Below are 25,244 nucleotides of genomic sequence, written 5' to 3'. Positions count from 1 at the left end.
TCACCTCTGTCTTTTCTGTTAGAGAATTTCCATTAATTTATCAAGTTCATCAAGCGTCAGATCATCATCGCCAAGATCGCTAGGCGTAAGCTCAGGTCCGTCTTGGGCCAGGCAGTGATCTATGATTTTCAAGAGGTGCCCTTTAAAGCTGTCACTGAACGATTGAATGGTTTTTTCATGAAATTCGAGAGAATGATAGGCAAACGTCATCGTCATCTGCCCGTTTTCTATAAATCCGACAATATCAAGCGCATTCGGCTTCTCTGTGTCAGGGCTCAGCGATTGTCCTGACGGCATCCCGGATCTTGTAAATAAGCCGGAATCCGACATCTCATTAAACTGGCCTAAGTAGTTAAAGCTGATATCCGGATCAATCTCAAATGAAAGATTCTCTTTATGCTCAGGCGCCGTTACATAACGCAGAATGCCGTAGCCGACTCCTTTGTTCGGGATGTGTCTGATGTCTTCTTTCATTTGTTTCAGCTGATATGAAAGATCGTCGGCGTGCTTCATCTCAAGGATCATCGGATACATGCTCGTAAACCATCCGACCGTCCGGGTGATATTCAAGCCGTCAAGAATGTCTTCGCGCCCGTGGCCTTCCAAATGAACGCCGATCGTGTTTTCACCCGTCCACTCTTTCAGCGCCAATCCGAGCGCCGTGAGCAGGATGTCGTTCATTTCGGTGTGATAGGCTTCATGTACGTTTGTCGTCAGCTGTTCAGTTTGTTCAGGCGTCAGAGAGAAGCTGACCGTTCTCGTATGTTTCATACGCTGATCACCAGACTGCCTGTCTTTCGGAAGCTGAGTGCATACCTCTTTTTCCTCAAGCTCTCTCCAGTAATCCGCTTCTTTCAGAAACGCCTTCGTATTTGCGTATTCTTTGATTCTCTCGGCAAATTCGGCGAATGAATGTGTTTTCGGCGGCAGCGCGGGTTCATTGCCTTGCTTCAGCTGCGTATAAACGGACGTGAAGTCCTCCAGTAAAATCCGCCAAGATACACCATCCACGACTAAGTGATGGATTGCGAGAAGAAGGTGGTCTCCATCTTCAGCCCGGAAGAGCCCGGCTTTCAGCAGATGTCCTGTTTCCAGTGAAATACTGCTTTGAAGACGGTCTGCTTCCCTTTCGATACGGTCCTCATGGTCTTCAGCAGGTCCGTTCAGCTCAAAGACGTTCAGTTCAACAGACGCATCCTCAAGCCCTCTGTAATACGGTTTTTGTTCACGATAAATCATCCGGAGCGCATCATGGTGCACCGTCAGGACATGTAATGTTTTTTCTGTTATCTCCGGATCAAAGCCGTCTTTCGCGTGAAGCATGACGGATTGGTTCCAGTGGTGTTTGTCCGTGAAGTTTTTCTCAAAGAACCAGCGCTGGATCGGCGTTAACTCCGCTTCGCCTTCGACAGGTCCCTGGTCGGCCTGCTTGCCTTCCGTACGCTCCACGTAGGAGACGAGCTCTTCGATGGTCGGGTGCTGGAAGAGATCTTTCATCTCCAATTTGTAGCCGTGCTGGTTCAGGCGGCTCGCCATTTGGATGCCTTTGATCGAGTCGCCGCCGAGCGTGAAGAAATTATCGCTTACGCCGATCTGATCAAGACCGAGCACTTCCTGCCAAATGTCGGAAAGCAGCGTCTCCATCTCCGTTTCCGGCGCTTTGTACGCGGCGCTTCCCGCTTCAATGTCCGGTTCCGGCAGGGCTTTTTTGTCAATCTTTCCGTTTGCGGTGACCGGAAGCTCGTCCATCTCCACCCAGAACGCCGGCACCATGTAGTCAGGCAGCGTGTCTTTCAGCGCGGCTTTGAGCGTTTCGATATCGTCCTGCTGAGGCGCGACATAGGCGCAAAGCGCGGTATTGCCCGCTTTGTCTTCCACCGCCGTCACCGCTGCGTCATGAACGTCCGCAAGCCGGGCGAGGCGGACTTCGATTTCTGAAAGCTCGATCCGGTAGCCCCTCACTTTGACCTGCTGGTCGATACGGCCGATGTATTCAATGCCGCACTGCGCGTTCCATTTGACGAGGTCGCCGGTCCGGTACATGCGCTCGCCGGGCACGAACGGATCTGCGGTAAACCGCTTCGCCGTTTCTTCCTCACGGTTCAGGTATCCGCGCGCCAGACCGCGGCCGGCCACACACAATTCACCGGCAATGCCTTCCGGCTGCACCTGATCGCCGTCGCCGAGAATATAAACTCTCGTATTGGCAATCGCCCGTCCGATCGAAAGCGATCCTTCCTCCGGATTGATGACGCCGCTTGTCGCGACGACGGTGTTTTCCGTCGGGCCGTAGTTGTTGACGATCGTGTACGGCTGTTTCACCGCCCGCTTCAGCTTATCGCCGCCGACGAGAAGCATGCGGAGAGAGGTATTTTCCAGCTCCATAAATTGTTCGGCGAGCTGCGTCGGCAGGAAGGTGATGGTCACGCCGTGCTCTTCGAAATAGTGATTTAAGCGGGTGATATCCAGCCGGATCGCTTCGTCAATGACGTGAAGTTCCGCGCCGATGGTCCATGCCGGGAACATCTCCCAGATGGAGGCGTCAAAACCGAAGCCCGCGTATTTGGCGCTTTTATCATCCGCCGTCATGGCGAATGCGTCGTGATGCCAGAAGCACAGGTTCACCAGCGCATGGTGTTCGACCATGACACCTTTCGGCTGTCCGGTCGTTCCTGATGTGTAAATCATATAAGCGAGATGATCCGCCGTTGTTTCCGTCTGCGGGTTCGCTTCATCGTTTTCATCAAGCGGCAGGCTCAGAATGGAGCGTCCGCCGTCAAGCAGGATCGTTTCTCCTTTGTAGCTTTCCGGCACGCCCAGCGCTTCCTGTGTGAGAAGAAGCTTGGCGCCGCTGTCCTGCAGAATGTAGCTGATCCGCTCTTCCGGGTAGTCGGGGTCAATCGGCACAAATGCCGCGCCCGCTTTCAGGACGCCGAGTACGCCCGCGGCCATTTCCAAGGACGGTTTCGTCAGGATGCCGACACGCTCGTCAGCCGTGACGCCGCAGTCCATGAGAATGCGCGCGATCCGGTTCGCCCTTGCGTTCAGCTCGCCGTACGTCCATTTCGCGCCGTTGTATGCCGCGGCCGGCCGGTTCGCGTAGCGGGCGGCCGTTTCTTCAAAGAGACGGTGAACCGTTTTGTCCCGCGGCACAGAAAGTGTTTTTCCTTTCCATGCATTAAGGAGGGCTTGTTTTTCTGTTTCATTCACCAATGAAAGCTTAGAAAGTTTCGCAGCCGGATTTTCCGCTGCGGCTTCTAACAGATGAAGCCAGTAATGCTTCCATGTCTCTGCCGTTTCCGGTTTAAACAGCGCGGTGTTATATTCAAGCACAAACGTTAAGCCTTCGTCTGTGTCCTCAGCCGTCATTGTCAGGTCAAACTTGGCTGTTTTTCTGTCAAACGGATGGTGCTTCAGCTCAATTCCTTCCATGACCAGATCTTCCGCATTTGCATTTTGCATTGAGAATACCGCATCAAACAGCGGATTTCTGCTCGTATCACGCTGCACCTCAACCTTTTGCAGAAGGTCTTCAAGCGGATAATCCTGCGCGTCAAATGCATGTAAAGCGGTTTGTTTCACTTCTTTAAGATAGTCCGTGAACGTTTTGTCCGCCTCCGGATACGTACGAAGCGCGAGTGTATTCACAAAAACACCGATGACGTTTGCGAGATCCGCATGTGACCGTCCCGCAACCGGCGAGCCGACAATGATGTCATGCTGTCCGCTCAGTTTTGAGAGAAAGGCGCTGTATGACGCCAGCAGCACCATGTACATGGTAGAATCCGTTTGTTTCGCAAGACTGCGAAGAGCCGACGTCTGTTCCTCAGTCAGAGAAAAGACCAGCTTGTCTCCTTCAAAGGTTTGCACGGCCGGACGGCTGTAATCAGCCGGCAGCGTTAATACCGGAAGCTCGCCGTCAAGCTCCCGAAGCCAATGCTCCTCCTGCTTGCGGTACTGCTCTGATTGAATAAATTTCTGCTGCCATACCGCATAGTCTTTATAATGAATCCGCAGCGGCTCAAGCGTTTCGCCGCCATATAAGCGGGACAGTTCATCTATCAGCACGCCGACTGAAGCGCCGTCCGAAATGATATGGTGCATATCAAACAGCAGCAGGTGGTCATGTTCAGCCAGCTTGACCAGTCCCGTTCTGACGAGAGGAAGCTGATCCAGGCGGAACGGCCGGATAAAGCTCTGAATAATCCGTTCAGCATCTTCTTCAGAGGCTTCATAATATTCCATGTCGATATCAGCTTCCGCCCATATGCGCTGAACCGTTTCTCCATCCTTTATGTCAAATGTCGTTCTGAAGGCTTCATGGCGTTCTGTCAGCTGTTTCATGACGGATTTCAGCTTTTCTGCATCAAGCTTTCCTTTTAAGCGGAGCACAGACGGCATGTTATAGCTTGTTTCAGCGCCCTCCAGCTGCTGAAGCACGAACATCCGCTTCTGCGGTGAAGAAACCGGATACGTTTCCCGCTCGGCCGCCGGTGCGATGCTCTCAGCCGCCTTCCGCTCAGCCCCTTCAATCAGCTGCGCCAGCCCCGCAGCCGTGGGAGAAGTGAACAGATCCTTTAAGGTAAGCTGCACGCCGAATGTCTTCTGGATAAGGGCCAGCAGTTTCATCCCCGCTAACGAGTGGCCCCCGATCTCAAAGAACTGATCATGGACGCCGACACGTTCCATTTGCAGCACCTCAGCCCAAATATCCGCCAGTTTTTGTTCTGTTTCATTGCGCGGCGCCGTATATGCCACGGCATTCGCTGCGGTCACATCCGGCATCGGCAGCGCCCGTCTGTCGATTTTTCCGTTCCCTGTAAGAGGCAGTTCATCCAATTGAATAAAGACGGACGGAATCATATAAGCCGGCAGATCCTTCGCCGTATGCTCCCTCAGCTCCCGGGAAGAGATTTCTCGGAGGCCGACAACATACGCGCAAAGAAGTTTGTCACCCGCGCCCTGATCCACAGCGAGCACAATGCATTCCTGAATCTGGTCATGGCTTTGGAGCTGATGCTCAATTTCGCCAAGCTCAATCCGCTGACCGCGGATTTTCACCTGATGGTCGATACGTCCGATAAACTCGATATCGCCATTCGGCAGCCATCTGGCCAAGTCGCCCGTTTTATACATCCGTTCACCTTCCTTAAACGGATGCTTTACAAATTTTTCTTCCGTCAGTTCAGGACGGTTGTAGTACCCTTCTACGAGACCTTCCCCGCTGACGCACAGCTCTCCCGCGATACCCGCCGGCTGAATGCGTCCGGCTGAGTTCATGATAAAGACTTCCGTATTGCTGACCGGTTTCCCGATCGGAACGGAGAGCGTATCCTCTTCAATGACATCCACCGGATGGTATGTCGCAAACACCGTGCTTTCCGACGGGCCGTACATATGAAGCAGTCTTCCTTTTCCTACTGCCGCCAGCGCCTTTTTGACATGTTCTACAGACGCTCTTTCGCCCCCGAACATGATTTTCCGAAGCGTCGTCAGACAGGACGGCTCCATATCAACAAGCAGGTGGAACAGGGCCGTCGTAATCATCAGAATGCTGACGTTCTCCCGTTTGATCACACGGGACAGGCGTGACATATCCAGCACCGTATCTTTCGGGACGATCACAAGCTTTGCACCGTTTAACAGCGAACCGAACATATCAAACATAAAAGCGTCAAAGACGTAATTTGACAGACCGAGCACTGTGTCCTCTTCAGAAACGGTCAAATAGTTCGTATTTTTTACCGTCCGCAAAATGTTGGCATGTGTGACGATGTTTCCTTTCGGCGTTCCCGTCGTGCCTGATGTATAAGTGAGATTGGCAATCGTTTTGGAATCAAACGGCAATGCTGGATTGTGAGAGTCCTTTTCATAGCTCGCCTCATCATCAGCAAGCACAATGACGCCTTGAAAACCGGCCTTTTCCGCAAGCGGCTTGAGGCTTTGCTGAGTCAGGAGCACATTCGCCCCGCTGTCGCGGAAGAAATGCTGAATCCGCTGAACCGGATGCTCAGGATCAATCGGCACATAGGCGGACCCCGCTTTTAACACAGCCATAATGGAAACAATCATATCCATTGACCGTTCACACAGAACAGCCGCGGTTTTTCCGCCTCCTCCGACCGAAAGAATATGCCGCGCAAGTCTGTTGGCGCGTTCATTCAGCTGCTGATACGACAGGGTTTCCCCTTCGAACTGAAGAGCCGTCCGGCCAGGGTTCTTTCGGGCCTGTTCTTCAAAGATCTGCACGATCGTTTGCTCTTTCGGGTATGCCGTGCGTTCCGGGTTGAACTGCTGTAATTGAGTCAAAGCCTCCCGTTCAGAAAGCAGATCATATTCGCTGATTTTCGCATCCGGCTGAGCTGCCGCGCTCTCCAGCAGACGGACATAGTGCGCAAGCATGCGATCCGCAGTTGAGCGCTTAAACAGCTTCGTGCAATAATCCAAATCAAGCGCAAGGCCTTCCGCTGTTTCCCGGGCCTGCATGGTCAGGTCGAATTTGGCGATATTGAAGTTTGTTTCATGAAGAGCCAGCGTCAGATTACCGATCTCCGGAATTCCGTCCGAAGCATTTTGCAGACTGAACATCGTGTCAAATATCGGATGCCTGCTCATGTCCCGGGGCACGTTCAGCTCCTCGGTCAGCCACTCAAACGGATAATCCTGGTGGGAAAACGCATCCAGCACCTGCTTGCGCACATGACCTAACAAGCCGGCAAATGTCTGATCCTGCTTCACGGAGCTTCTCAGCGCGAGCGTGTTGACAAACATCCCGATGAGCCCCTCGGTATCGGAGTGATTTCTTCCCGCTGACGGTGTTCCCACGATGATGTCTTCCTGTCCCGAATACTTAGAAAGCAGCGTATAGTATGCCGATAACAGCACCATGTAAAGGGTGGCTCCGTTTTTCTCGGCAAGCTTCTGCAGCCGTTCCCGCAGCATTTTCGGCAGCTTGGCGGACACGCGGTCACCTTCAAAGCTTTGCACCTGCGGCCGCGGATAATCAGGGAGCAGCTGAAGCACCGGCAGTTCCCCGCTGAAGACTTCTTTCCAGTACGCCCGCTCCTTCTTGTAGCCTTCTTTCGCCCGTTCCGCCTGCCATACGGCATAATCTTTATATTGAATGCGCAATTCAGGCAGCTGATTTCCGCCGTAGATGTCAGCCAGTTCCTTCAGCATGATGGAAATAGACACCCCGTCAGAAATCAGGTGATGCATATCAAACAGCAGCAGATGGCGATTGTGACCGAGCGTTTGCAGGCCGATTCTGAACAGCGGCGCCTCAGATAAATCAAAACGGCGCACAAAGTCCTTCATGACCTGTTCATTCGTTCTTCCGCGCGCTTCGATCATTTCAATATGAAACGGAACATGCTCGCCAATCACCTGTCTCGGCGTGCCGTCCTCTGATTGAAACGATGTTCTGAGCGCTTCATGCCTGCTGATTAAGGCAGAAAATGCACGCTCAAGCTTTTCACGGTCTAAAGCGCCCTCAATCATGGCCGCAGCCGGCATGTTATATCCGACTCCCGCGTCTTCAAATTGGCTCGCGATATAAGTCCGCTGCTGAGCGAGCGAAAGCGGATAGCTCGCCTGCTTCTCAGCCGGCTCAATTGCATTGAATGCCGGTCCTTCGTTTCGGTTTTCCGCATAATCGGCAAGCGCCGCAATCGTCGGATGCTCAAACAAGTATTGCAGCGGAATTTCAACGCCCATTTGCTTATGAATTTTCGTCAGAAGCGTCATTGCCTTTAATGAATGACCGCCTGACTCGAAGAAATGATCATAAATGCCCGCCTTGTCCATTCCGAGGACTTCCTGCCAGATGACGGTGAGCATTTCCTCCGTTTCATTTCTCGGCGCGGCATATTCGGATGAGCTGACAGCCTGCACATCAAGCGCAAACAGCTTTTTGCGGTCCGCCTTCCCGCTCGGCGTGAGCGGAATTTCGTCCGTTTTTGTAAAGTAAGCGGGCACCATGTAATCAGGAAGGTGCTTGGACACATACTCCCTGTACTCGGCAGGGTGAAACTCGGTTCCTTTTTCCTGAACGATATATGCGCAGACATCTAAGCTGCCCTGCTGATCCGGCCGTGCCAGCACGACGGCCTGCGCCGCGCCCGGAGCTTTTCTGAGCACCGTTTCAATTTCTCCCAGCTCAATACGGTAGCCGCGGACTTTCACCTGATCATCTTCACGGCCGATATATTCGATCGTCCCGTCCGGCAGCCAGCGCGCCATATCACCCGTGCGGTACATGCGGCCGCTTCCGTTAAACGGGTCCTGTAAAAACTTCTCTGCGGTCAAATCCGGAAGATTTAAATAGCCGCGGCCTACACCGTCACCCGCGATATACAGCTCACCGGCCGTGCCGTCGGGCTGAAGCCGCTGGTGCTTATCCAATATATACAGACGGGCGTTGCCGAGCGGTTTTCCGATCGGAACGTACGCCGCCTGTTGATTCATTCCGTTATCCGCTGACACCTGATGCACGGACGCATCTACACACGTTTCTGTCGGCCCGTAGACATTCGTCAGACGCGGCGTCCTGCCCGATTGATGAAAGAGCGTCATCAGCTGTTCAGCAACAGCCGCGGACAGGCCCTCTCCCCCAATGAGCATGTGGCGCAATTCAATTCCGCTGACATCTCCCGCCGCAACCATCATCTGCAGATGCGCAGGCGTTCCGTCAGTGGCTTCAATCCGGTTTTGACGATAATAGTCCAGCAGTGCCGAGCCATTCGTCACAGTCGTTTTCGGCACGATATAAAGCGTCTGTCCCAAAAGAAGCGAAGCGAAAATCTGTTTGACGGACGCATCAAAATGAAACGGAGCCAAAAGCGCCATTCTTAACGTCTGCTCACCGCATTGATAAATCTCCTGCTGCAGTGATTGCACCAGATGATGAACTTGCCGGTGCTCAATCATCACGCCTTTCGGCCGCCCCGTTGTACCTGACGTGTAGATGATGTAAGCCAGCCGGTCTGATTGAATGCCGACACCGTCCGCAGCCGTCTCATACTGAACAGCCTCGTCAAAATCAATCCGTTCGGCATCCGCTGCAGGCGCCTGTATTCCGGCTTCCGTCAGAACAGCCTTCGCTCCGCTGTCCTCCAAAATGTACTGAATCCGATCCGCCGGAAAGTCAGGATCTATCGGCACATAGGCGCCGCCCGCTTTCAAAATTCCCAATATTGCCGCAATGACACGCTCAGAACGGCCAAGCAGCACCGCGACAGGAGAATCGGCTGATATCCCGGCTTGAAGAAGGCGTCCGGCAATACGTCCTGACTGTTCATGCAATGTGCGATAGGACAATGTTCGGCCTTCATACACAACCGCGGGTTTGTCAGACAGTGACTTCACTTTCTCTTCAAACAGCCCCGGAATCGTCATCTCCTTGCGGTAATTCACCGGATTGCCGGAGGCCCGTTTCAGCAGCCGCTCTTTCTCGGATTCAGAAAGAAGAGTAAGTTCATCAATTATGCGATCAGGAGATGAAATCGCATCTTCAATCAGCGTGATCAAACGTTCAGAAACAGATTCAATCTCTTCCCCCTTGAAAATGTCGCTGCGATAGTCAAAATCAATTGTCAATTTCCCGGTGTCCCATCGTTCCTTCACATGAATTGAAATATCATTTGTACCGCTTCCGCTGAAAATAGGGTCTGTCAGGAAGGACAGATTCTCTTTTTTCTGCCACTGCATCACCTGGTACTCCAGAGCCACCGTAAACAATCTGCTCAGCGAACTTTTCGAAGCGCGCAAATCATTGACAAGCAGGTTATACGGATACTTTTGGTGGCGGAGAATTTTCATCAGATCCTTCATCCGGCCTTTAACGAATTCCAAGAACGACTGTCCTCCGTCAACGCTTGTCCGCACAGGCACCGTAGATACGAACATCCCGAGCATCTGCTTTTCTTTCGCATTCGTCCGGTTTCCCATAAACGTACCCGTGACAACGTCATCACGACCGGTCACTTTGTAGAGATAAGTGATCAGAGCTGACTGGAACAGAGACAGTACGCTGACTTTATGCTCCTCGCAGAATGAATGAATGCGGCCATATAAGTCGTGAGGAATTTCTTGAGAAAACCGTTTTGCATCAAGACCCGCATCTGCCTGGCTCCGTTTCAGGGACACAAGCTCCGGCACGGTCTCAAACTGCCCGTTCCAAAAATCCCGATCCTTTTTAAACCGCTTCGACTGCACATATTCCTGCTCTGTCAGCACATGCTCAATAAAAGAAGGGATCTCCGTCTGTTCCTCACTTGTCCCGCCTGAAAGCTCCAAATAAATATCAGTAATCGCATTGCCCAGAATCGTCATGGAAATCCCGTCTGAAATAATGTGATGCACATTAGCGTAAAACCAGACCTCATTTTCACTGATCGTGTGCACGGAAAAACGGAATAAATCCTGATCATATAACGCCAGAGGCTTGCCGGCTTCTTCACGCCCCCATTTGGACAGCTCGTCCGCAGAGCAGCCGGCTTGCCTGATATCCGTGTGCCCGATAGAGAGCGGACGGTATTCGCTCACATATTGAACGGGCTCCCCCTCATCATCAAGCCGCAGACGGATTCTCATCGACTCATACCGCCGGACGAATTCCTGTATCGCTTTCTCAACGTAATGAGCCTGTACGCCGTCTTCAGAAATGAGTTTCCCGAAACCGGCTAGATTTGAAATGCTTGTGTTCGGATAGAATTTTTCTGTATACCAGATACGTTTTTGAGCATTTGTTAAAGGATAAAAAGTTATTTCCATATGTGTGCGCCTCCCCTTTTTAAGATAAAGTTGTCAATTCTCCCTTAGAAACAGCCTCCCTCTATGTCCCTAACTCATTCTCAAGCCAAAAGAACCACTTACCTCCAAAAACGATCCCGATTCAATCACCGCCGAAATCCGTCATCCGTTCACCCGCGCAGTCCGAAATGCGGCATCAAATTTATGAGAAATCAAGACAAAAAGCCATTGATTGTAAGCACGAAAGGTTTACCTATTTCTGCATGTATTTCTATATATCTACTTACGTTCACTTTATATGAAAATATTGTTTTTATCACCGAAAAATGGGTGAAAAGTTTCATGCGGCACACCGAAAAAAAATCCGACGAATCCAGAGGGTATTTTGCGGCATCCCGCAATTTATTTTCAAAAATATTATTTACGTAAAATTAAAAATCTTTAAACTATAATGAAAATCTGTCGAATATCCAGTTATGACAGAATGAAAAAAATTTACGTACGTAAGCTGACCCGGAAAAAACAGCGCAAGAACCGAAACAGACGGCCCGAATGTTCGCAATATGATTTCATTAAACCGCAAAAAAAGCACTCTATTTTACATAGAGCACTTCAAAAAGATTCCTTTATTGCAGTTTTATCAATGTTGATTAATTCCATATAATCTTTTCCCCACTTATACATGGCGTCCAGAATCGGCATAAGGCTTTCTCCTTGCGCCGTTAAAGAATACTCCACTTTCGGAGGGACGACAGGGTAAACTTCCCTGTGAACGATCAGATCCTGCTCCAGCTCCCTGAGCTGATTCACAAGAATTTTGTGCGTAATATCCGGAATTAAAGCTTTCAGCTCATTAAACCGCTTCGTCCCTTCTTTTCCCAAGTGCCACATAATCAGCATTTTCCACTTCCCGCCTATCACGGCAAGCGTCAATTCCTTTTCGCAATTAAACGTTTTCTCATCCATTCGGCTCACGGATAATTCTCCTTCCTCTTACTTTTTGTACGGTCATCATCTATTCATACACGCTTACTTTTTCACCCAACTTTCGTCAGTTTATACTACCACGCAGTTTTGCTGAATCAAAGCGCATTGCCTGCGGGGACAGTATCCTCAAAGTAACTATTAGACTTCAAAGTGCGTACTTCTCAACATGCGGAGCACTCTATAGAATGGAAATACATGAAAAAGAGGAGTGGATATAAAGTGGAATTACAGCTGGCATTAGACTTAGTAAATATCCCGGAAGCAATTGAACTTGTGAAAGAGGTCGAACAATATATAGATGTTGTAGAAATCGGCACTCCCGTTGTCATTAATGAAGGACTGAAAGCCGTGCAGGAAATGAAAACAGCCTTTCCTCACTTGAAAGTGCTTGCCGATCTTAAAATCATGGATGCAGGCGGTTACGAGATCATGAAAGCGGCAGAAGCGGGAGCCGACATCATCACCGTTTTAGGGGCGACAGACGACTCAACAATCAAAGGGGCGGTTGCCGAAGCAAAAAAACAGCAGAAAAAAATCCTCGTCGACATGATTAACGTAAAAAACCTTGAAACACGGGCAAAAGAAATTGACCAACTCGGTGTTGATTATATATGTGTTCACACAGGTTATGATCTTCAAGCAGAAGGAAAAAATTCATTCGAGGAACTGACGGCGATTAAAAAAGCGGTCAAGAGCGCTAAAACCGCAATTGCCGGAGGCATTAAACTTGATACGCTTCCTGAAGCCATCAAACAAAACCCAGATTTAATCATTGTCGGCGGAGGCATTACGGGAGCTGACAATAAAGCGGATGCTGCTGCTAAAATGAAACAGCTGATCACACAAGGATCATGAAAACGACTGAATACTTACATGAAATACTAAATGAAATATCCCGCACCGCAGCATTAATATCCGACAGTGAAGCTGACAAGCTTGCGGATCAGATTTTATCGGCAGATCAAATCTTCACGTCCGGAGCGGGACGTTCCGGCTTTATGGCTAAAGCGTTCGCCATGAGGATGATGCACATCGGCCTGAACGCTTACATCGTCGGTGAGACGCTTACCCCTCCCCTCCAAGAAGGCGGTCTCGTCATCATCGGCTCAGGCTCAGGCGAAACAAAAAGTCTGCTTCATACGGCTGAAAAAGCCAAAAACCTTAACGGCATCATCACTGCATTAACGATTAACCCCGCTTCAAGTCTCGGCAAACTTGCGGATCTTACAATAACGATTCCCGGCTCTCCTAAGGAAGAGACCGGCGGAGACAGAAAGACGATTCAGCCGATGGGTTCTTTATTCGAACAAACTCTTCTGCTGTTCTACGATGCGGTTATTCTAAAAATCATGGAGAAAAAAGAATTGAATTCAGCAGACATGTTTACAAAGCATGCGAATCTGGAATGATTTGCTGACGGCCTTCTTATCAGATGGCCGTCTTTTTATCGTCCTGTTTCGCACGACACTCGCAGACGAAGATACCTCGCCGGTGAGCTTATCGCTATAATAAGTCAATTGACGATACACCCGCAACCATTCATTTCTGAATAGGGAAACGGCAAAAAACACTTTCTGATCGAATTTTTAATGAATAAAGTTGATTTGTGCGGATGGTTTTACAGATATTCAGCTGAATTGCGGCTGAGAAATATATTTTAACAGCTTTACAGCCGGCCGATTCTGCTTTATTCTTGGACCAGCTTTACAGCAATTTAAAACTGGAGGTGATTGATACTCTTGAAAACATTAAAAGCACTGCTGCTTGTTCTTATCATCATTGCCGGAGCAGTCGCGGCCCTGATCAAGGGTGATCTTTTCTCCGATAACGAGCAGACCGTTCAGAAGAGTGATTACGACAAAGTAATCCTATTTCCGTCCGATCGATATCCGGAAACAGCAAAGCATATTAAGGACGCGATAAAAGAAGGACATTCCAGCATATGCACCATTGACAGAGACGGAGTACATAAGCGGCGTGAGCAATCTCTTAAACATGTGCCTGTCAAAACGGGATACGATAGGGATGAATGGCCGATGGCGGTTTGTAAACAGGGCGGAAACAACGCCTCCGTAGAATATATTTCTCCGGCAGACAACCGCGGAGCCGGCTCTTGGGTCGGACACCAGCTTACCAATGATCCCGACGGAACGAGAGTATTATTTAAAATCAAGTAAAAAACAGGAGGAACAGCGCATTGATTAAATCATGGAAACCGCAAGAACTGGCCATTTCTTATCATCAATTTACAATCTTCCAAAAAGATTCAGAACCGCCTGTTATCGATTGGACCGATGAAGCCATTGAAAAAGGATATGCGGAAGCTGACGGAGCTGTTTCATTTGAGGCAAGGAGAAATACGAGGGCATTTATCGTCCTCAGGCTTAACACAAGTGAACCGGTAACATCCTATGAGAAAAAAGCGACTGTTCCCTTTGAGGCTGTAAAAGATGGAATTGAGATTGAAAGCGTGATGTCAAAGCGGCTTTCTTTTAATATTCCGAAAGGCCGATACAGCCTTACCTGTTATTCAGTGCCTGCCGAAATATCCGATCTTCATGCGGATACGTATATTATTGATGCAGCCGCAATGTAAAAGAAATCCCTGAGAGAATCATATTTCTCTCAGGGAACTTTTATAAACTTTTACCGTTTGTTTCAATTACATTCTGATACCAATAAAAACTTTTTTTCCTGATCCGTTTCAAATCCTTTTCATCTTCTTCATCTCGATTGATATAGACAAAACCGTAGCGTTTTTGATAGCCGTTCAGCCAGCTTAACAGATCCGTGAATGACCAGCTGCAGTAGCCGATGAGATGAACTCCATCACTAATGGCCTCTCTGCACTGTTCAAGATGGGAGCGTAAATAGTCAATTCTGTAGTCATCCTGAATTGAGCCGTCTTCTTCTATTTTATCGAATTCCCCCAGCCCGTTTTCTGTTATAAAAACCGGCAGCTCATAGCGGCTCGTTATACGCCGGAGGCCGATGCGCAGACCTATCGGGTCAATCGTCCAATCCCAATTACTCGTCACGAGATTAGGATTCTTTTTCGTTTTAAACAGCCCCGGTATACCGGTATCCTGGTTTGTCCCTTTCTGACCAGTCGTGTTCATTTTCCCCTCCGATACACCGTCAAGAGGATTTCTTTCGTACGTAATCGTCTGATAATAATTAACACCGATAAAATCCGGCTTGCCTTTCGCAAGCAATTCCATATCCCCGGCTTCAATGGCGGGCGCCCAGCCCTTTTCCTTTAAATAATTGAAAGGAATTTGCGGATAAGTCCCCCGGCAATACATATCAAGCCACCAATGGTTCATAAATTCCTCTGCGTTTTCAAATGCAGTTATGTCTTCAGGGTGACTTGTAAGCGGATAAGCCGGTGAATAAGCGAAGCTCGGGCCGATCAAACCGTCAGGAACATATTGTCTGAAGGAGTCAATCGCTTTGGCATTAGCTAAAAATGCGATATGATTCGCTTCATAAAATCGTTTTCTGTCCTTTACGCCAGGCGGATGTGCAGCTGTAATAAACCCGTTATGAAAATTATAATTCTGCTCATTTAACGTGACCCAGTATTTCACCTTGCCGGCAAATCTTTTGTATAACGCAATGCAGTAATCATTGAAATCATCAATAATTTTTCTTGATTCAAAGCCGCCGTATTCATCCATCAGCGCCTGAGGCAAGTCCCAATGATAAAGAGTCAGCACCGGCTCAATATCGTTAGAAATCAATTCATCGATCAAGTCTTCGTAAAATGCGACCCCTGATTCGTTAATTTCCCCTCTGCCATTCGGAAAAATTCTCGGCCAGCTGACAGAAAATCGGTAAGCTTTCAAACCCATTTCTGCCATCAAGGCGATATCTTCTTTATAGCGCTCATAATGGCCGACTGCTGTATCACCATTTGAGCCTTTAAACGTTTTACCCGGTATTTTCGTGAATAAGTCCCATACTGAAGGTCCTTTACCGTCTTTATTCCAGGCTCCTTCAACCTGATAGGCAGCCGAGGCTGACCCCCATAGAAATGTATCAGGGAACAGGCCCTGTTTTTTATGTATCATGTGTTTCATCCTCCTGATGCGTATGATATTGATATCATACGTTATGAAACGCGTTTCAGAGCAATCCCGATAAAAACAAAAAAGCATCCGGCTTGCCGGATGCTTAAGAATGATAATGCCGCTTTTCCAATTTATGAGGCGGAGGCTTCGGGACAAACCCATTTTGTTTCATCATGTTAAAGCGCCTGTCCATATGCTGTTTAATATGTTCTGCTTTTTCTTTCGGCAGGACCCCGTACTCAACATATTTGGATATGACATGTTTTCGTTTTTCGAGCACTTCTTTTTCAAGTGATTCAATTTCTTTTTTCTGCTGTTCCGTGAGTGACATTGTTGAAGGCATTTTTGTTCCGGCGGCGTGTGCCGGCATTGTGAAAACCATTGCTGTAATGAAAAACGCAGCTAAAGACAATGCAGCTTTTTTCATGACTCTTTCCTCCTTTAACGTTTGTTATATGTTGCTCCCCCATCCATTTTTTATGCAAAAAAAGAGCGAAATTATTCGCTCTTTTCAATCGATTCGTCCGGCAGCGCGTATGTGACATACGTTCCCGCTACAAAATCGTGGATTGACCGTCTGTCTTCTCTCATTCCGACCATGAATGCGCTCACGATCACACCGATTCCAAACGTCACGCCATATATCAGGCCGCCCACAAGCACTCTCAAAATCATAGTGAGAAAGCCTACCTGAGTTCCGTCTTTTTTGACGATGCGGATACCGCAGATCTTTTTGCCGATAACATAACCGTTCCAGTATACAGGGAGCAAAATACCATAAAGAGTCAAAATAATGCTGATCATTGCGCTCTCATTCGGATCTTTTCCTGTTGCCAGCATAAAAATAATCGCCAAAGGCACTGAAGTAATTAAATAGTCGAGTACCACGGCTCCCAATCTGATCCAAAATCCCGCCGGTCTGTAAATATTCATCGTGTTTCTCCTCGCTATGGCTTCAAAATCACTTTAATGTTGCCATCTTCTTTTTTGTCAAATATATCATATGCAGCAGGAGCTTCCGCAAGACTCATTTTGTGTGTAATGATATCCGTCGGATCAATTTCATTTTGTTCGATCATTTGATACAGCATCGGCATCAGATGAATAACGGGTGCCTGGCCCATTTTTAAAGAAACGTTGCGTGTGAAAAAATCGCCGAGCGGAAAGCCGTCCGCTTCAGAAATGTATGCGCCCGTGAGCTGCACGGTTCCGAACTTCTTAACGGCTTCTGATGCTGTAAGAATCGGACTGATCGTTCCGAACTGATTCGGTTTTTGCTCTGTTTTTTCTTTTGAAAGCGGCGTGCCGTCCATTCCGACACAATCAATCACTACATCCGCGCCCCCTGACGTTTGTTCATGCAGCAGTTTCCCGATCTCATCATGTTCTGAAAAATTGAAGGTCTCTGCTCCGTTTATGCGTCTCGCATGTTCAAGGCGGTGCGGGACTTGATCAACTGCGATAACCCGTTTAGCTCCTTTTTTCCACGCGAATTTTTGCGCCATTAAGCCGATCGGACCTGATCCCAGAATCACGACTGTATCTCCTTTTTTCACTCCGCTGTGCTGGACGCTCCAAAAGGCGGTCGGCATGACATCTGACAGAAGCAGCACCTGCTCATCTTCAAGCTCACTGTCTGCCGGAACCAGAAAAGAAGAGAAATCAGCATAAGGAACACGTAAATATTCAGCCTGCCCGCCGGGATAATTACCGTTAAACTCCGAAAAACCGAATAAGCCGCCGGCATCTGTATGAGGATTTGGATTAGATTCATCACACTGGCTTTCCATCTGGTGCTTGCAATAATGACATTCTCCGCAGCCGATGTTAAAAGGAATCACGACCCGGTCGCCTTTTTTCAGCTTTTTGACTTGACTGCCCGTTTCTTCAACGATTCCCATCGGCTCATGCCCGACGATATAACCCGGATCGGCGGGTATTCCGTTTTTATATAAATGAAGGTCTGAACCGCATATCCCGGTTGCGGTGATTCGAACGATGACATCTCTCTCATCTTGAATGGCGGGTGCCGGGACTTCTTTCACTTCCATATGTTCTTTTCCTTGGTATGTCAGTGCTTTCACACTTGGTCAGCTCCTTTTTCATCACTCCTTCCCTTTTCACCTGCTTCTAAACTTGGCCGGTATGTTATTCGGCCCGCTGAATATCCCATTGAAAAGGATCTTCAAGCTGCGACCAGTCGGAATCGAACTCAGACGGCGTGAGCAGGCACTGATCCAATTCCTTTGTAATGGCTGCTTCATCTAAATCTGTTCCGATAAACACCAGGTTCGTATGACGGTCTCCGAATTGGTCGTCCCAATCTTCCAGAATCTCCGGTTCCTGCTGTTTGATCTGCTCCTGCTCAAGTTTCGGCATTGCCGCCACCCAATAAGAAACAGGCTCAATCGAAACCGCCGGACCCGCCTGAGACATCAGCAGCGCAAGGCTGTTGCGGGTTGCGCACCAAGCAATTCCTTTTGCGCGCACAATGTTGTCAGGCATTGATTGATGCAGCCAGCTGTCAAAACGAGCGGTATGAAACGGCAGACGCCGCGAGTACACAAACGAAGTGATGCCGTACTCTTCCGTTTCCGGAGTGTGCGCTTCATGACCTGCCGTCAGTTCCTTTATCCATCCTGCTGATGAACTCGCTTCCTCAAACTCAAATAAACCGGTATTCAATATGTATTCGGCGGGCACTTCTCCGCGGACGGACCGGATCAGTCTGGCACGGGGCTGTAATGCGCGAAGGACCGTTTCCAGCTGTTCAAGCTCTTTTTCGCCCACCATGTCGCATTTATTTAAAATGAGCACATCACAAAACTCGATTTGGTCAATTAATAAATCGGCAATCACCCGTTCATCCTCTTCTCCCGCCGCTTCCTTCCGGTCAAGAAGGCTGTCACCGGACTGGAAATCATGCCAGAAGCGGTTTGCATCCACCACGGTCACCATTGTGTCCAGCCTGCAGAATGTTGTCAGATCAATACCCATTTCTTCATCTATATAAGAAAATGTCTGGGCAACGGGAATCGGTTCGCTGATCCCTGTTGATTCAATCACAATATAATCAAATCTGCCGTCTTTCGCGAGTTTCTCAACTTCGACTAATAGATCCTCACGCAGCGTGCAGCAGATACAGCCGTTGGATAATTCTACGAGTTTCTCATCCGTCCTTGACAAGCCGCCTCCCTGCTTCACCAATCCCGCGTCTATATTTACTTCGCTCATGTCATTGACGATGACGGCAATTTTTAAACCGTTGCGGTTTTGTAAAATATGATTCAAAACGGTCGTCTTTCCAGCACCAAGATAGCCGCTCAATACTGTAACCGGAATTTTTTTCATATAAATAGCCTCCTGACAAAATAGAATGATTACGATTTATATCCCGCACCTGCCCCTTTTTCATCATGATGTACATTGTTATAAATCGTAACCGTTACTATTTATTCTGATATATTCTCCGTTTAAAATCAAGTGAAAAATAATCAATCATAAAAAAGACACGCTGTCATACGTGTCTTCCGCCCAAACTTAAACATCCGCAGGACTGTTTTCAGTGCCATAGCTTTTTCTCCAAAAATAGCCTGCGGCCAGAACAAGCACAAATGCGAGCAATGCGATACATGAAAAAGAGATAAAACCGATCGCATAAGTTCCCGTCATCTGCTTCAATGATCCTAAAATATTGGGAAGGAAAAAACCTCCTATGCCGCCGGCCGCTCCGACGATTCCCGTCACCATACCAATTTCTTTTGCAAAGTGCTGAGGGACAAGCTGAAATACTGCTCCGTTGCCCATACCGAGCGCCATCATTCCGATAAACAACAGAACGATCACCGTTGAAAGCGGAGGCAGGCTGCTGACTCCCGCCATACACAGAGCCGCGATGATAAACAGTACAGCGAGAACTTTCGCACCTCCCGCACGGTCTGAAATCCAGCCTCCTGCAGGGCGAAAGAAACTGCCCGCTGCAACACATATTGTGACGAAATCACCGGCATGGATTTTTGACAATTGATATTGATCAACGAAAAAAATCGCCAAAAAACTTGATAATCCCACAAAACCTCCGAAAGTGACGCCGTACAAAAGACAGAAACACCATGTCTCCTTCTGCCTGAAAACGTGAAGATAGTTTTTAAGCGGCTGCGGTGCGGGCTGTGCAGGAGAGTCCTTCGCCATGACGATAAACAGTATAAAAACGATCATCAACGGAAGAAGCGCAATTCCCATTACACTGTGCCACCCAAACTGTTCCGCAAGGCGGGGACCGAACAATGTCGCAAACAAAGTGCCGCTGTTGCCGGCACCTGCTATCCCCATCGCAAGCCCCTGCAAGTGAGGCGGATACCACCGGCTCGCCATCGGAAGCGCGACAGCAAAACTTGCGCCCGCCACGCCCAGCAGAATGCCGATCGCATACAGCTCAGTCAAAGAACGGCCGCCGAATGCCCCCCAAAGCAGCGGGATCATTGTAATCAGCATCCCGATCACGGCTGTTTTCTTCGGACCGATCCTGTCCGTTAACACGCCTAAAATGATCCGAAACACAGATCCTGATAAGATCGGCAGAGCCACGACAAACCCTTTTTCAAAAGAAGATAACCCGAAATCCTGAGAAATATAAACGCCGAGCGCCCCCAGCATGACCCAAATCATAAAACTCACATCAAAATATAAGAAGGAACAGAGCAGAGTGAGCGGATGGCCGCTTGTTTTTAATTCCGACAGCTTCATAACATTCTCCTTTCCGGTCTTCTATCATTTCAAATTGCTGAATCAAGAATATATGACCGGCATTCACCGGAAAAGACATGTGTAAGATAATGCGACACATTTAATGCGTTAATCAGGCAATGTGCCATAATTTCTCATAGAGAAGCAAAACTTACAGGCAGCTGCAAAGGAGGTTTGGCGAATGAAGAAACAACGATTAATTGCAGCAGGGAACGGAATGGCCGGAATCCGCTGTATTGAACACATTTTAAAGATGAACCGTGACATGTTTGAGATTGTTATTTTCGGAACCGAACCTCATCCCAATTACAATCGCATTCTCTTATCCTCCGTTTTACAAGGTGAGGTTTCGCTTGATGACATTACGCTGAATAGCCGCGAATGGTACGAAAAAAACGGAATTACGCTTTACACGGGAGAAACGGTTGTACACATTGATACAGAACGGCAGGTTGTCACAACGGATCGGAAGCGCAGCATGACTTACGATCATTTCATCGCGGCAACTGGCTCCTCTCCTTATATTCTCCCCATACCCGGAGCAGAGAAAGAAGGCGTCTGCGGCTTTCGGACAATAGAAGACTGCCAATCCCTTATCAATGCGGCCGGCCGGTATCAAAAGGCGGCGGTCATCGGCGCCGGTTTATTAGGTCTTGAAGCGGCCGTCGGCTTACGGCAGCTCGGCATGGACGTCAGCGTCATTCACCACTCTTCCGCCATTATGCAAAAACAGCTTGATCAAACGGCATCCCATCTGATGCAGAAAGAACTGGAGCGAAAAGGCTTAGTCTTTCTTTTAGAGAAAGACACGGCATCCATTACAGGAAACTCACGGGCGGAAGGCATCCGTTTCAAAGACGGTTCTTCCATAGAAGCAGACCTGATTGTCATGGCCGCCGGTGTGAGGCCCAATATCCGATTGGCTGCATCTGCCGGACTTTCAGTGAACCGAGGAATCATCGTCAATCAATTCATGCAGACGAACAAACCGAATGTGTATGCCGTCGGTGAATGCGCGGAGCATGACGGGATTGTATACGGATTGGCTGCACCGCTTTATGAACAGGGAAAAGTGCTCGCACAGCATCTATGCGGCGTTCCGTGTGAAGGGTTTCAAGGCTTTGCACAATCTGCGGCCTTAAAAATAGCTGGTATTGATGTATGGTCGGCAGGAAAGGTGCACGAGGATGAACACACAGCCGGCATATTGTTCCATGACGATCATGCAGGCATCTACAAAAAAGCGCTCTTTGAGGACGATAAACCGGCCGGCTTTATTTTATTCGGGGACACGCGCGGTAAACAGCGGCTTCTCGACAGTCTTGTGAAGCAAAGAGACATTTCCATCGTGAAAAAACAGCTCATAGAACCGGATCAAGGCGGTATATCCTTTGAATCCATGCCTCCCCATGAAACCATTTGCCAATGCAGCTCAGTGACCAAGGGCTCCATTGAAGAAGCGGTGAACAAATATGGCTTAAAAACCGCGGAGGAAGTGAAGCACATGACAAAAGCGTCCGGGTCTTGCGGAGGATGCAGGCCGCTCGTCGAAGACTTGCTGAAGTATATGGCAAGCGATGATTACACAAAACCTTCCCGCCAGCCTTCGTTTTGCGGCTGCACCGATTTGACGGAAGAAGAAGTCATCGCGGAACTTCGGCGCCGTCCGTTCACTGATGCCGCCGAGGTAATGAAAGAGATCGGCTGGAAAACAGAAAACGGCTGCCGCATTTGTATTCCGGCGCTTCACTACTACCTGGAAAGGATGCGGCCTGATTTTATGCAGTTCAATGAAATATCGGCAGAAGAGACATGCACCCTGATTCCGCAAATGTACGGCGGACTGACAAGTGCGGCAGAGCTCAAAAACATCGCAAACGTCATTGAAACATACGGCATCCCCGGCGTTTCAATTACTGACAGTCACCGGCTGAAGCTTTCCGGAATCAGGCCAAATGACCTTGCAAGCATCAGAAAAGCACTGAACATGCCGGTTTTCTCCCCCCGGCACCGCTGGACGATTCAAATCAAAGCATGTACGTGCGGACAGCATCGCTCCTTTCAAGAGCTGGCAAGCAGGATTGAACGAGATACCGACACACTTGCCGTCCCCGCTTATGTATCCGTCAGCTTGTCATGTGAAAACAATTGCACCGATGTTTACATTCAGGATATCGGCGCGCTTCAGACACAAACTTGCTGGGAAATTTATATCGGGGGCGTCCGCGGAAAACAAGCCCGCGCCGGCAGCCTTTTTTGTGTGACGAATAACGAAGACAGTATCGCCGCTATGATGAAAGGCCTTATTCAATATTATCGCGAAACGGCTCACTACAACGAAGCGATTTATCAATGGGTTGACAGACTCGGCCTCGTCCATATCAGAGAAATGCTGTTTGAAGAAGATATGCGGACACAGCTTCTGAAAAATCTCCGTTCAGACATATCCCTGCCTGTCTGCCGGGAAAATGCCATACGAAAGGATGAAGCTTTTTGACTGAACCGATGCTCCGTTATTTCCGTGACAAACTGCAAGATGTCCAATCGGAAAAAACATATGAGACGCAATGCCCGTTCTGCAGCATGCAATGCAAAATGCAGCTTACGGAACAAACCTTCGCGGCACGGAAGAAATACACTGCAATCGGCATTGATAATCCGACGACACATGGCCGTTTATGTACAAAAGGCATGAATGCCCATCAGCATGCCGTGCACTCTTCCCGCATTACACGCCCCCTGCTTAAAAAAAACGGTGAATTTGTGCCTGTCTCTTGGGCTGAAGCACTGAAACGCATAAAGGAACAAATCAATCTGATCCAAACCGAACACGGCAATGATGCGATGGCCGTCTATGGGAGCGCCTCAATTACAAATGAAGAAGCCTATCTGCTTGGAAAGTTCGCACGGGTCGGCTTACAGACGAAATACATCGATTACAACGGGCGGCTCTGTATGTCTGCCGCAGCAACGGCGGCCGGCCAGACATTCGGCGCGGACAGGGGCCTGACGAATCCATTATCGGACATTCCGCATACACGTGTCATCATCCTGGCAGGCACGAATATCGCGGAATGCCAGCCGACGATCATGCCGTATTTTGATAAAGCGAAAGAAAACGGGGCTTACATTATCGCCATTGATCCCCGGGAAACGGCGACGACCAAAATAGCCGATCTTCACCTGAAAATCAAGCCCGGCACAGACGCCGCCCTGGCAAACGGACTCGTCAAAATCTGCTTTGACGAACAGCTTACAGACAAAGACTTTATCCGCACCCGCACAGACGGATTCAATAAGCTCAAACGGCATACCGACGCTTTGGATCTGAAAGAGATCTCCGAGCAGACAAGTGTTCCTTTGGAGCATATGCGAAAGGCCGCCGTGAAGTTTGCCAAGGAAACATCCGGCATGCTGTTTACAGCGCGGGGGATCGAACAGCAGACTGACGGTACCGCGGCGGTGAAAGCTTTCTTAAATATGGTGCTGATCACCGGAAAAATCGGCAAGCCCTTCTCAGGTTACGGGGCGATTACCGGTCAAGGCAACGGACAAGGCGCGAGAGAACACGGCCAAAAAGCGGATCAGCTTCCGGGCTACCGTTCTATCGAAATTGAAGAACACCGGGCGCATATTGCGAAGGTGTGGGGGATTCATCAGGATGAGCTGCCGCGAAAAGGCGTCTCAGCCTATGAAATGATAGAAAAAATAGATAGCGGCGACATCAAAGGACTGTTTCTCATGTGTTCCAATCCGGCTGTTTCCGGCCCAAATGCGAATTTCGTCAAGCAGGCAATCAAGAAACTGAGATTCTTTGTCGCAGTTGACTTATTTATTTCTGAGACCGCGGCATTCGCGGATGTGATTTTACCCGCGTCCTCTTATTTGGAAGACGAAGGCACGATGACAAATGCAGAAGGCCGCGTGACATTAAGAGAAGCGAGCCGGCCATGTCCCGGAGAAGCGAAACATGATTGGCAGATTATCTGTGACATTGCCTCGGCTCTTGGTAAAGGGCATTATTTTCCCTATACGTCGGCGGAGGAAATCTTTAACGAATTGAGAGAAGCGAGCCGAGGCGGGGTTGCCGATTATTCAGGCATCTCATACGACAGGCTCAGACGTGAAGGCGGCATTCATTGGCCGTGTCCGGAATCTGATCATCCCGGAACTGCGCGCTTGTTTACAGAATCATTTGCTCATCCGGATCAAAAAGCGGCATTAAGTGTGATTCCAAACGAACCGGCCATCCCGAAAGAGAAGCCGACAGCCGATTATCCGCTTTATTTAACGACAGGCAGAGTCATGTCTCACTACTTAACGGGTGTCCAAACGAGAAAAAGCTCTGCCTTGGCTGCAAGACATTTCGAATCCTTTGTGGAAATCCACCCAAAAACGGCGGCCGACTATCATATCGAAGACCGTGTTCTCGTGAAGATAGAATCCCCCCGGGGCAGCATCACGGTCCGGAGCAGATGGTCGGAGAACGTACGAAAAGACACGTTGTTTGTCCCCATCCATTGGTCTGACACGCAAAACGTCAACGATTTAATTGGTGAAGCCTTGGACCCGGACTGTAAAATGCCCGGTTTTAAGATGTGCGCGGTACGAATCAGCCCTATATAATTTTTCATAAATTTTTTAGATTTTTTAGTATTTTTTGTTACATTTCATAACATGCATCTT

At 48.9% G+C, this 25,244-nt stretch carries 14 protein-coding genes; 6 read left to right on the top strand and 8 right to left on the bottom strand.

The features are described 5' to 3' along the window. Nucleotides 1-18 precede the first annotated feature (18 nt). The gene (srfAA, locus tag RUW00_RS20030; RefSeq protein ID WP_315956755.1) at nt 19-10,773 is read right to left on the bottom strand and encodes a surfactin non-ribosomal peptide synthetase SrfAA; all 10,755 of its coding nucleotides are present in this window, start codon (nt 10,771-10,773) and stop codon (nt 19-21) included. 591 nt (nt 10,774-11,364) lie between these two features. Continuing rightward, nucleotides 11,365-11,727 carry a transcriptional activator HxlR gene (gene hxlR, locus RUW00_RS20025; protein ID WP_007409352.1) on the bottom strand — a complete coding sequence of 121 codons (363 nt, stop codon included), beginning with the start codon at nt 11,725-11,727 and terminating at the stop codon, nt 11,365-11,367. A gap of 231 nt (nt 11,728-11,958) precedes the next feature. Between hxlR and hxlA the strand changes: the two genes are divergently transcribed. The 4 genes from hxlA (at nt 11,959) to RUW00_RS20005 (ending at nt 14,335) form a co-directional block, all read left to right on the top strand. Next, nucleotides 11,959-12,594: a 3-hexulose-6-phosphate synthase gene (hxlA, locus tag RUW00_RS20020; protein WP_014416875.1), complete on the top strand. Its 636-nt coding sequence runs from the start codon at nt 11,959-11,961 to the stop codon at nt 12,592-12,594. After that, nucleotides 12,591-13,148 carry a 6-phospho-3-hexuloisomerase gene (hxlB, locus tag RUW00_RS20015; RefSeq protein WP_021494205.1) on the top strand — a complete coding sequence of 186 codons (558 nt, stop codon included), beginning with the start codon at nt 12,591-12,593 and terminating at the stop codon, nt 13,146-13,148. Before hxlA ends, hxlB begins: the two co-directional genes overlap by 4 nt. 330 nt (nt 13,149-13,478) lie before the next feature. Then, on the top strand, nt 13,479-13,916 hold the full coding sequence (locus RUW00_RS20010) for a NucA/NucB deoxyribonuclease domain-containing protein (RefSeq protein WP_003156588.1): 438 nt from the start codon (nt 13,479-13,481) through the stop codon (nt 13,914-13,916). A gap of 20 nt (nt 13,917-13,936) precedes the next feature. Continuing rightward, complete coding sequence (locus RUW00_RS20005) at nt 13,937-14,335, top strand: competence protein ComJ (protein ID WP_022552569.1); 399 nt, start codon at nt 13,937-13,939, stop codon at nt 14,333-14,335. Between the two features lie 40 nt (nt 14,336-14,375). On the opposite strand, the gene RUW00_RS20000 is transcribed toward RUW00_RS20005, so the two are convergent. From RUW00_RS20000 to RUW00_RS19975, 6 genes are all read right to left on the bottom strand, one after another. Then, nucleotides 14,376-15,812, bottom strand: coding sequence for a glycoside hydrolase family 1 protein (locus RUW00_RS20000; protein WP_095273255.1), 1,437 nt, complete (start codon nt 15,810-15,812; stop codon nt 14,376-14,378). 103 nt (nt 15,813-15,915) lie between these two features. Beyond that, nucleotides 15,916-16,194: a YckD family protein gene (locus RUW00_RS19995; RefSeq protein WP_396334724.1), complete on the bottom strand. Its 279-nt coding sequence runs from the start codon at nt 16,192-16,194 to the stop codon at nt 15,916-15,918. Nucleotides 16,195-16,310: 116 nt separating this feature from the next. Then, entirely contained in the window at nt 16,311-16,745 is a 435-nt protein-coding gene (locus tag RUW00_RS19990) for an RDD family protein (protein WP_014416871.1), read from the bottom strand. 14 nt (nt 16,746-16,759) lie between these two features. Further along, nucleotides 16,760-17,896: a zinc-dependent alcohol dehydrogenase gene (locus RUW00_RS19985; protein WP_007609290.1), complete on the bottom strand. Its 1,137-nt coding sequence runs from the start codon at nt 17,894-17,896 to the stop codon at nt 16,760-16,762. 64 nt (nt 17,897-17,960) lie between these two features. Next, nucleotides 17,961-19,163, bottom strand: coding sequence for a GTP-binding protein (locus RUW00_RS19980; protein WP_095273256.1), 1,203 nt, complete (start codon nt 19,161-19,163; stop codon nt 17,961-17,963). Nucleotides 19,164-19,352: 189 nt separating this feature from the next. After that, nucleotides 19,353-20,558: an MFS transporter gene (locus tag RUW00_RS19975; RefSeq protein WP_025650328.1), complete on the bottom strand. Its 1,206-nt coding sequence runs from the start codon at nt 20,556-20,558 to the stop codon at nt 19,353-19,355. Nucleotides 20,559-20,739: 181 nt separating this feature from the next. Between RUW00_RS19975 and nirB the strand changes: the two genes are divergently transcribed. Continuing rightward, nucleotides 20,740-23,055, top strand: coding sequence for a nitrite reductase large subunit NirB (gene nirB, locus RUW00_RS19970; protein ID WP_095273258.1), 2,316 nt, complete (start codon nt 20,740-20,742; stop codon nt 23,053-23,055). Further along, nucleotides 23,052-25,184: an assimilatory nitrate reductase catalytic subunit NasC gene (gene nasC / locus RUW00_RS19965; RefSeq protein ID WP_280144840.1), complete on the top strand. Its 2,133-nt coding sequence runs from the start codon at nt 23,052-23,054 to the stop codon at nt 25,182-25,184. Before nirB ends, nasC begins: the two co-directional genes overlap by 4 nt. Nucleotides 25,185-25,244: the final 60 nt, after the last annotated feature.

Origin of the sequence: Bacillus sp. IS1 (genome assembly GCF_032461585.1) — a bacterium.
Lineage (GTDB): Bacteria > Bacillota > Bacilli > Bacillales > Bacillaceae > Bacillus > Bacillus velezensis.
This window is presented reverse-complemented; position numbering and strand designations above follow the sequence as displayed.

Coding starts and splice junctions, on each gene's coding strand:
- nirB (WP_095273258.1), top strand. CDS start 20,740: ATGAAGAAACAACGATTAATTGCAGCAGGGAACGGAATGGCCGGAATC.
- srfAA (WP_315956755.1), bottom strand. CDS start 10,773: ATGGAAATAACTTTTTATCCTTTAACAAATGCTCAAAAACGTATCTGG.
- RUW00_RS19975 (WP_025650328.1), bottom strand. CDS start 20,558: ATGAAGCTGTCGGAATTAAAAACAAGCGGCCATCCGCTCACTCTGCTC.
- hxlB (WP_021494205.1), top strand. CDS start 12,591: ATGAAAACGACTGAATACTTACATGAAATACTAAATGAAATATCCCGC.
- RUW00_RS19995 (WP_396334724.1), bottom strand. CDS start 16,194: ATGGTTTTCACAATGCCGGCACACGCCGCCGGAACAAAAATGCCTTCA.
- RUW00_RS19990 (WP_014416871.1), bottom strand. CDS start 16,745: ATGAATATTTACAGACCGGCGGGATTTTGGATCAGATTGGGAGCCGTG.
- RUW00_RS20000 (WP_095273255.1), bottom strand. CDS start 15,812: ATGATACATAAAAAACAGGGCCTGTTCCCTGATACATTTCTATGGGGG.
- RUW00_RS19980 (WP_095273256.1), bottom strand. CDS start 19,163: ATGAAAAAAATTCCGGTTACAGTATTGAGCGGCTATCTTGGTGCTGGA.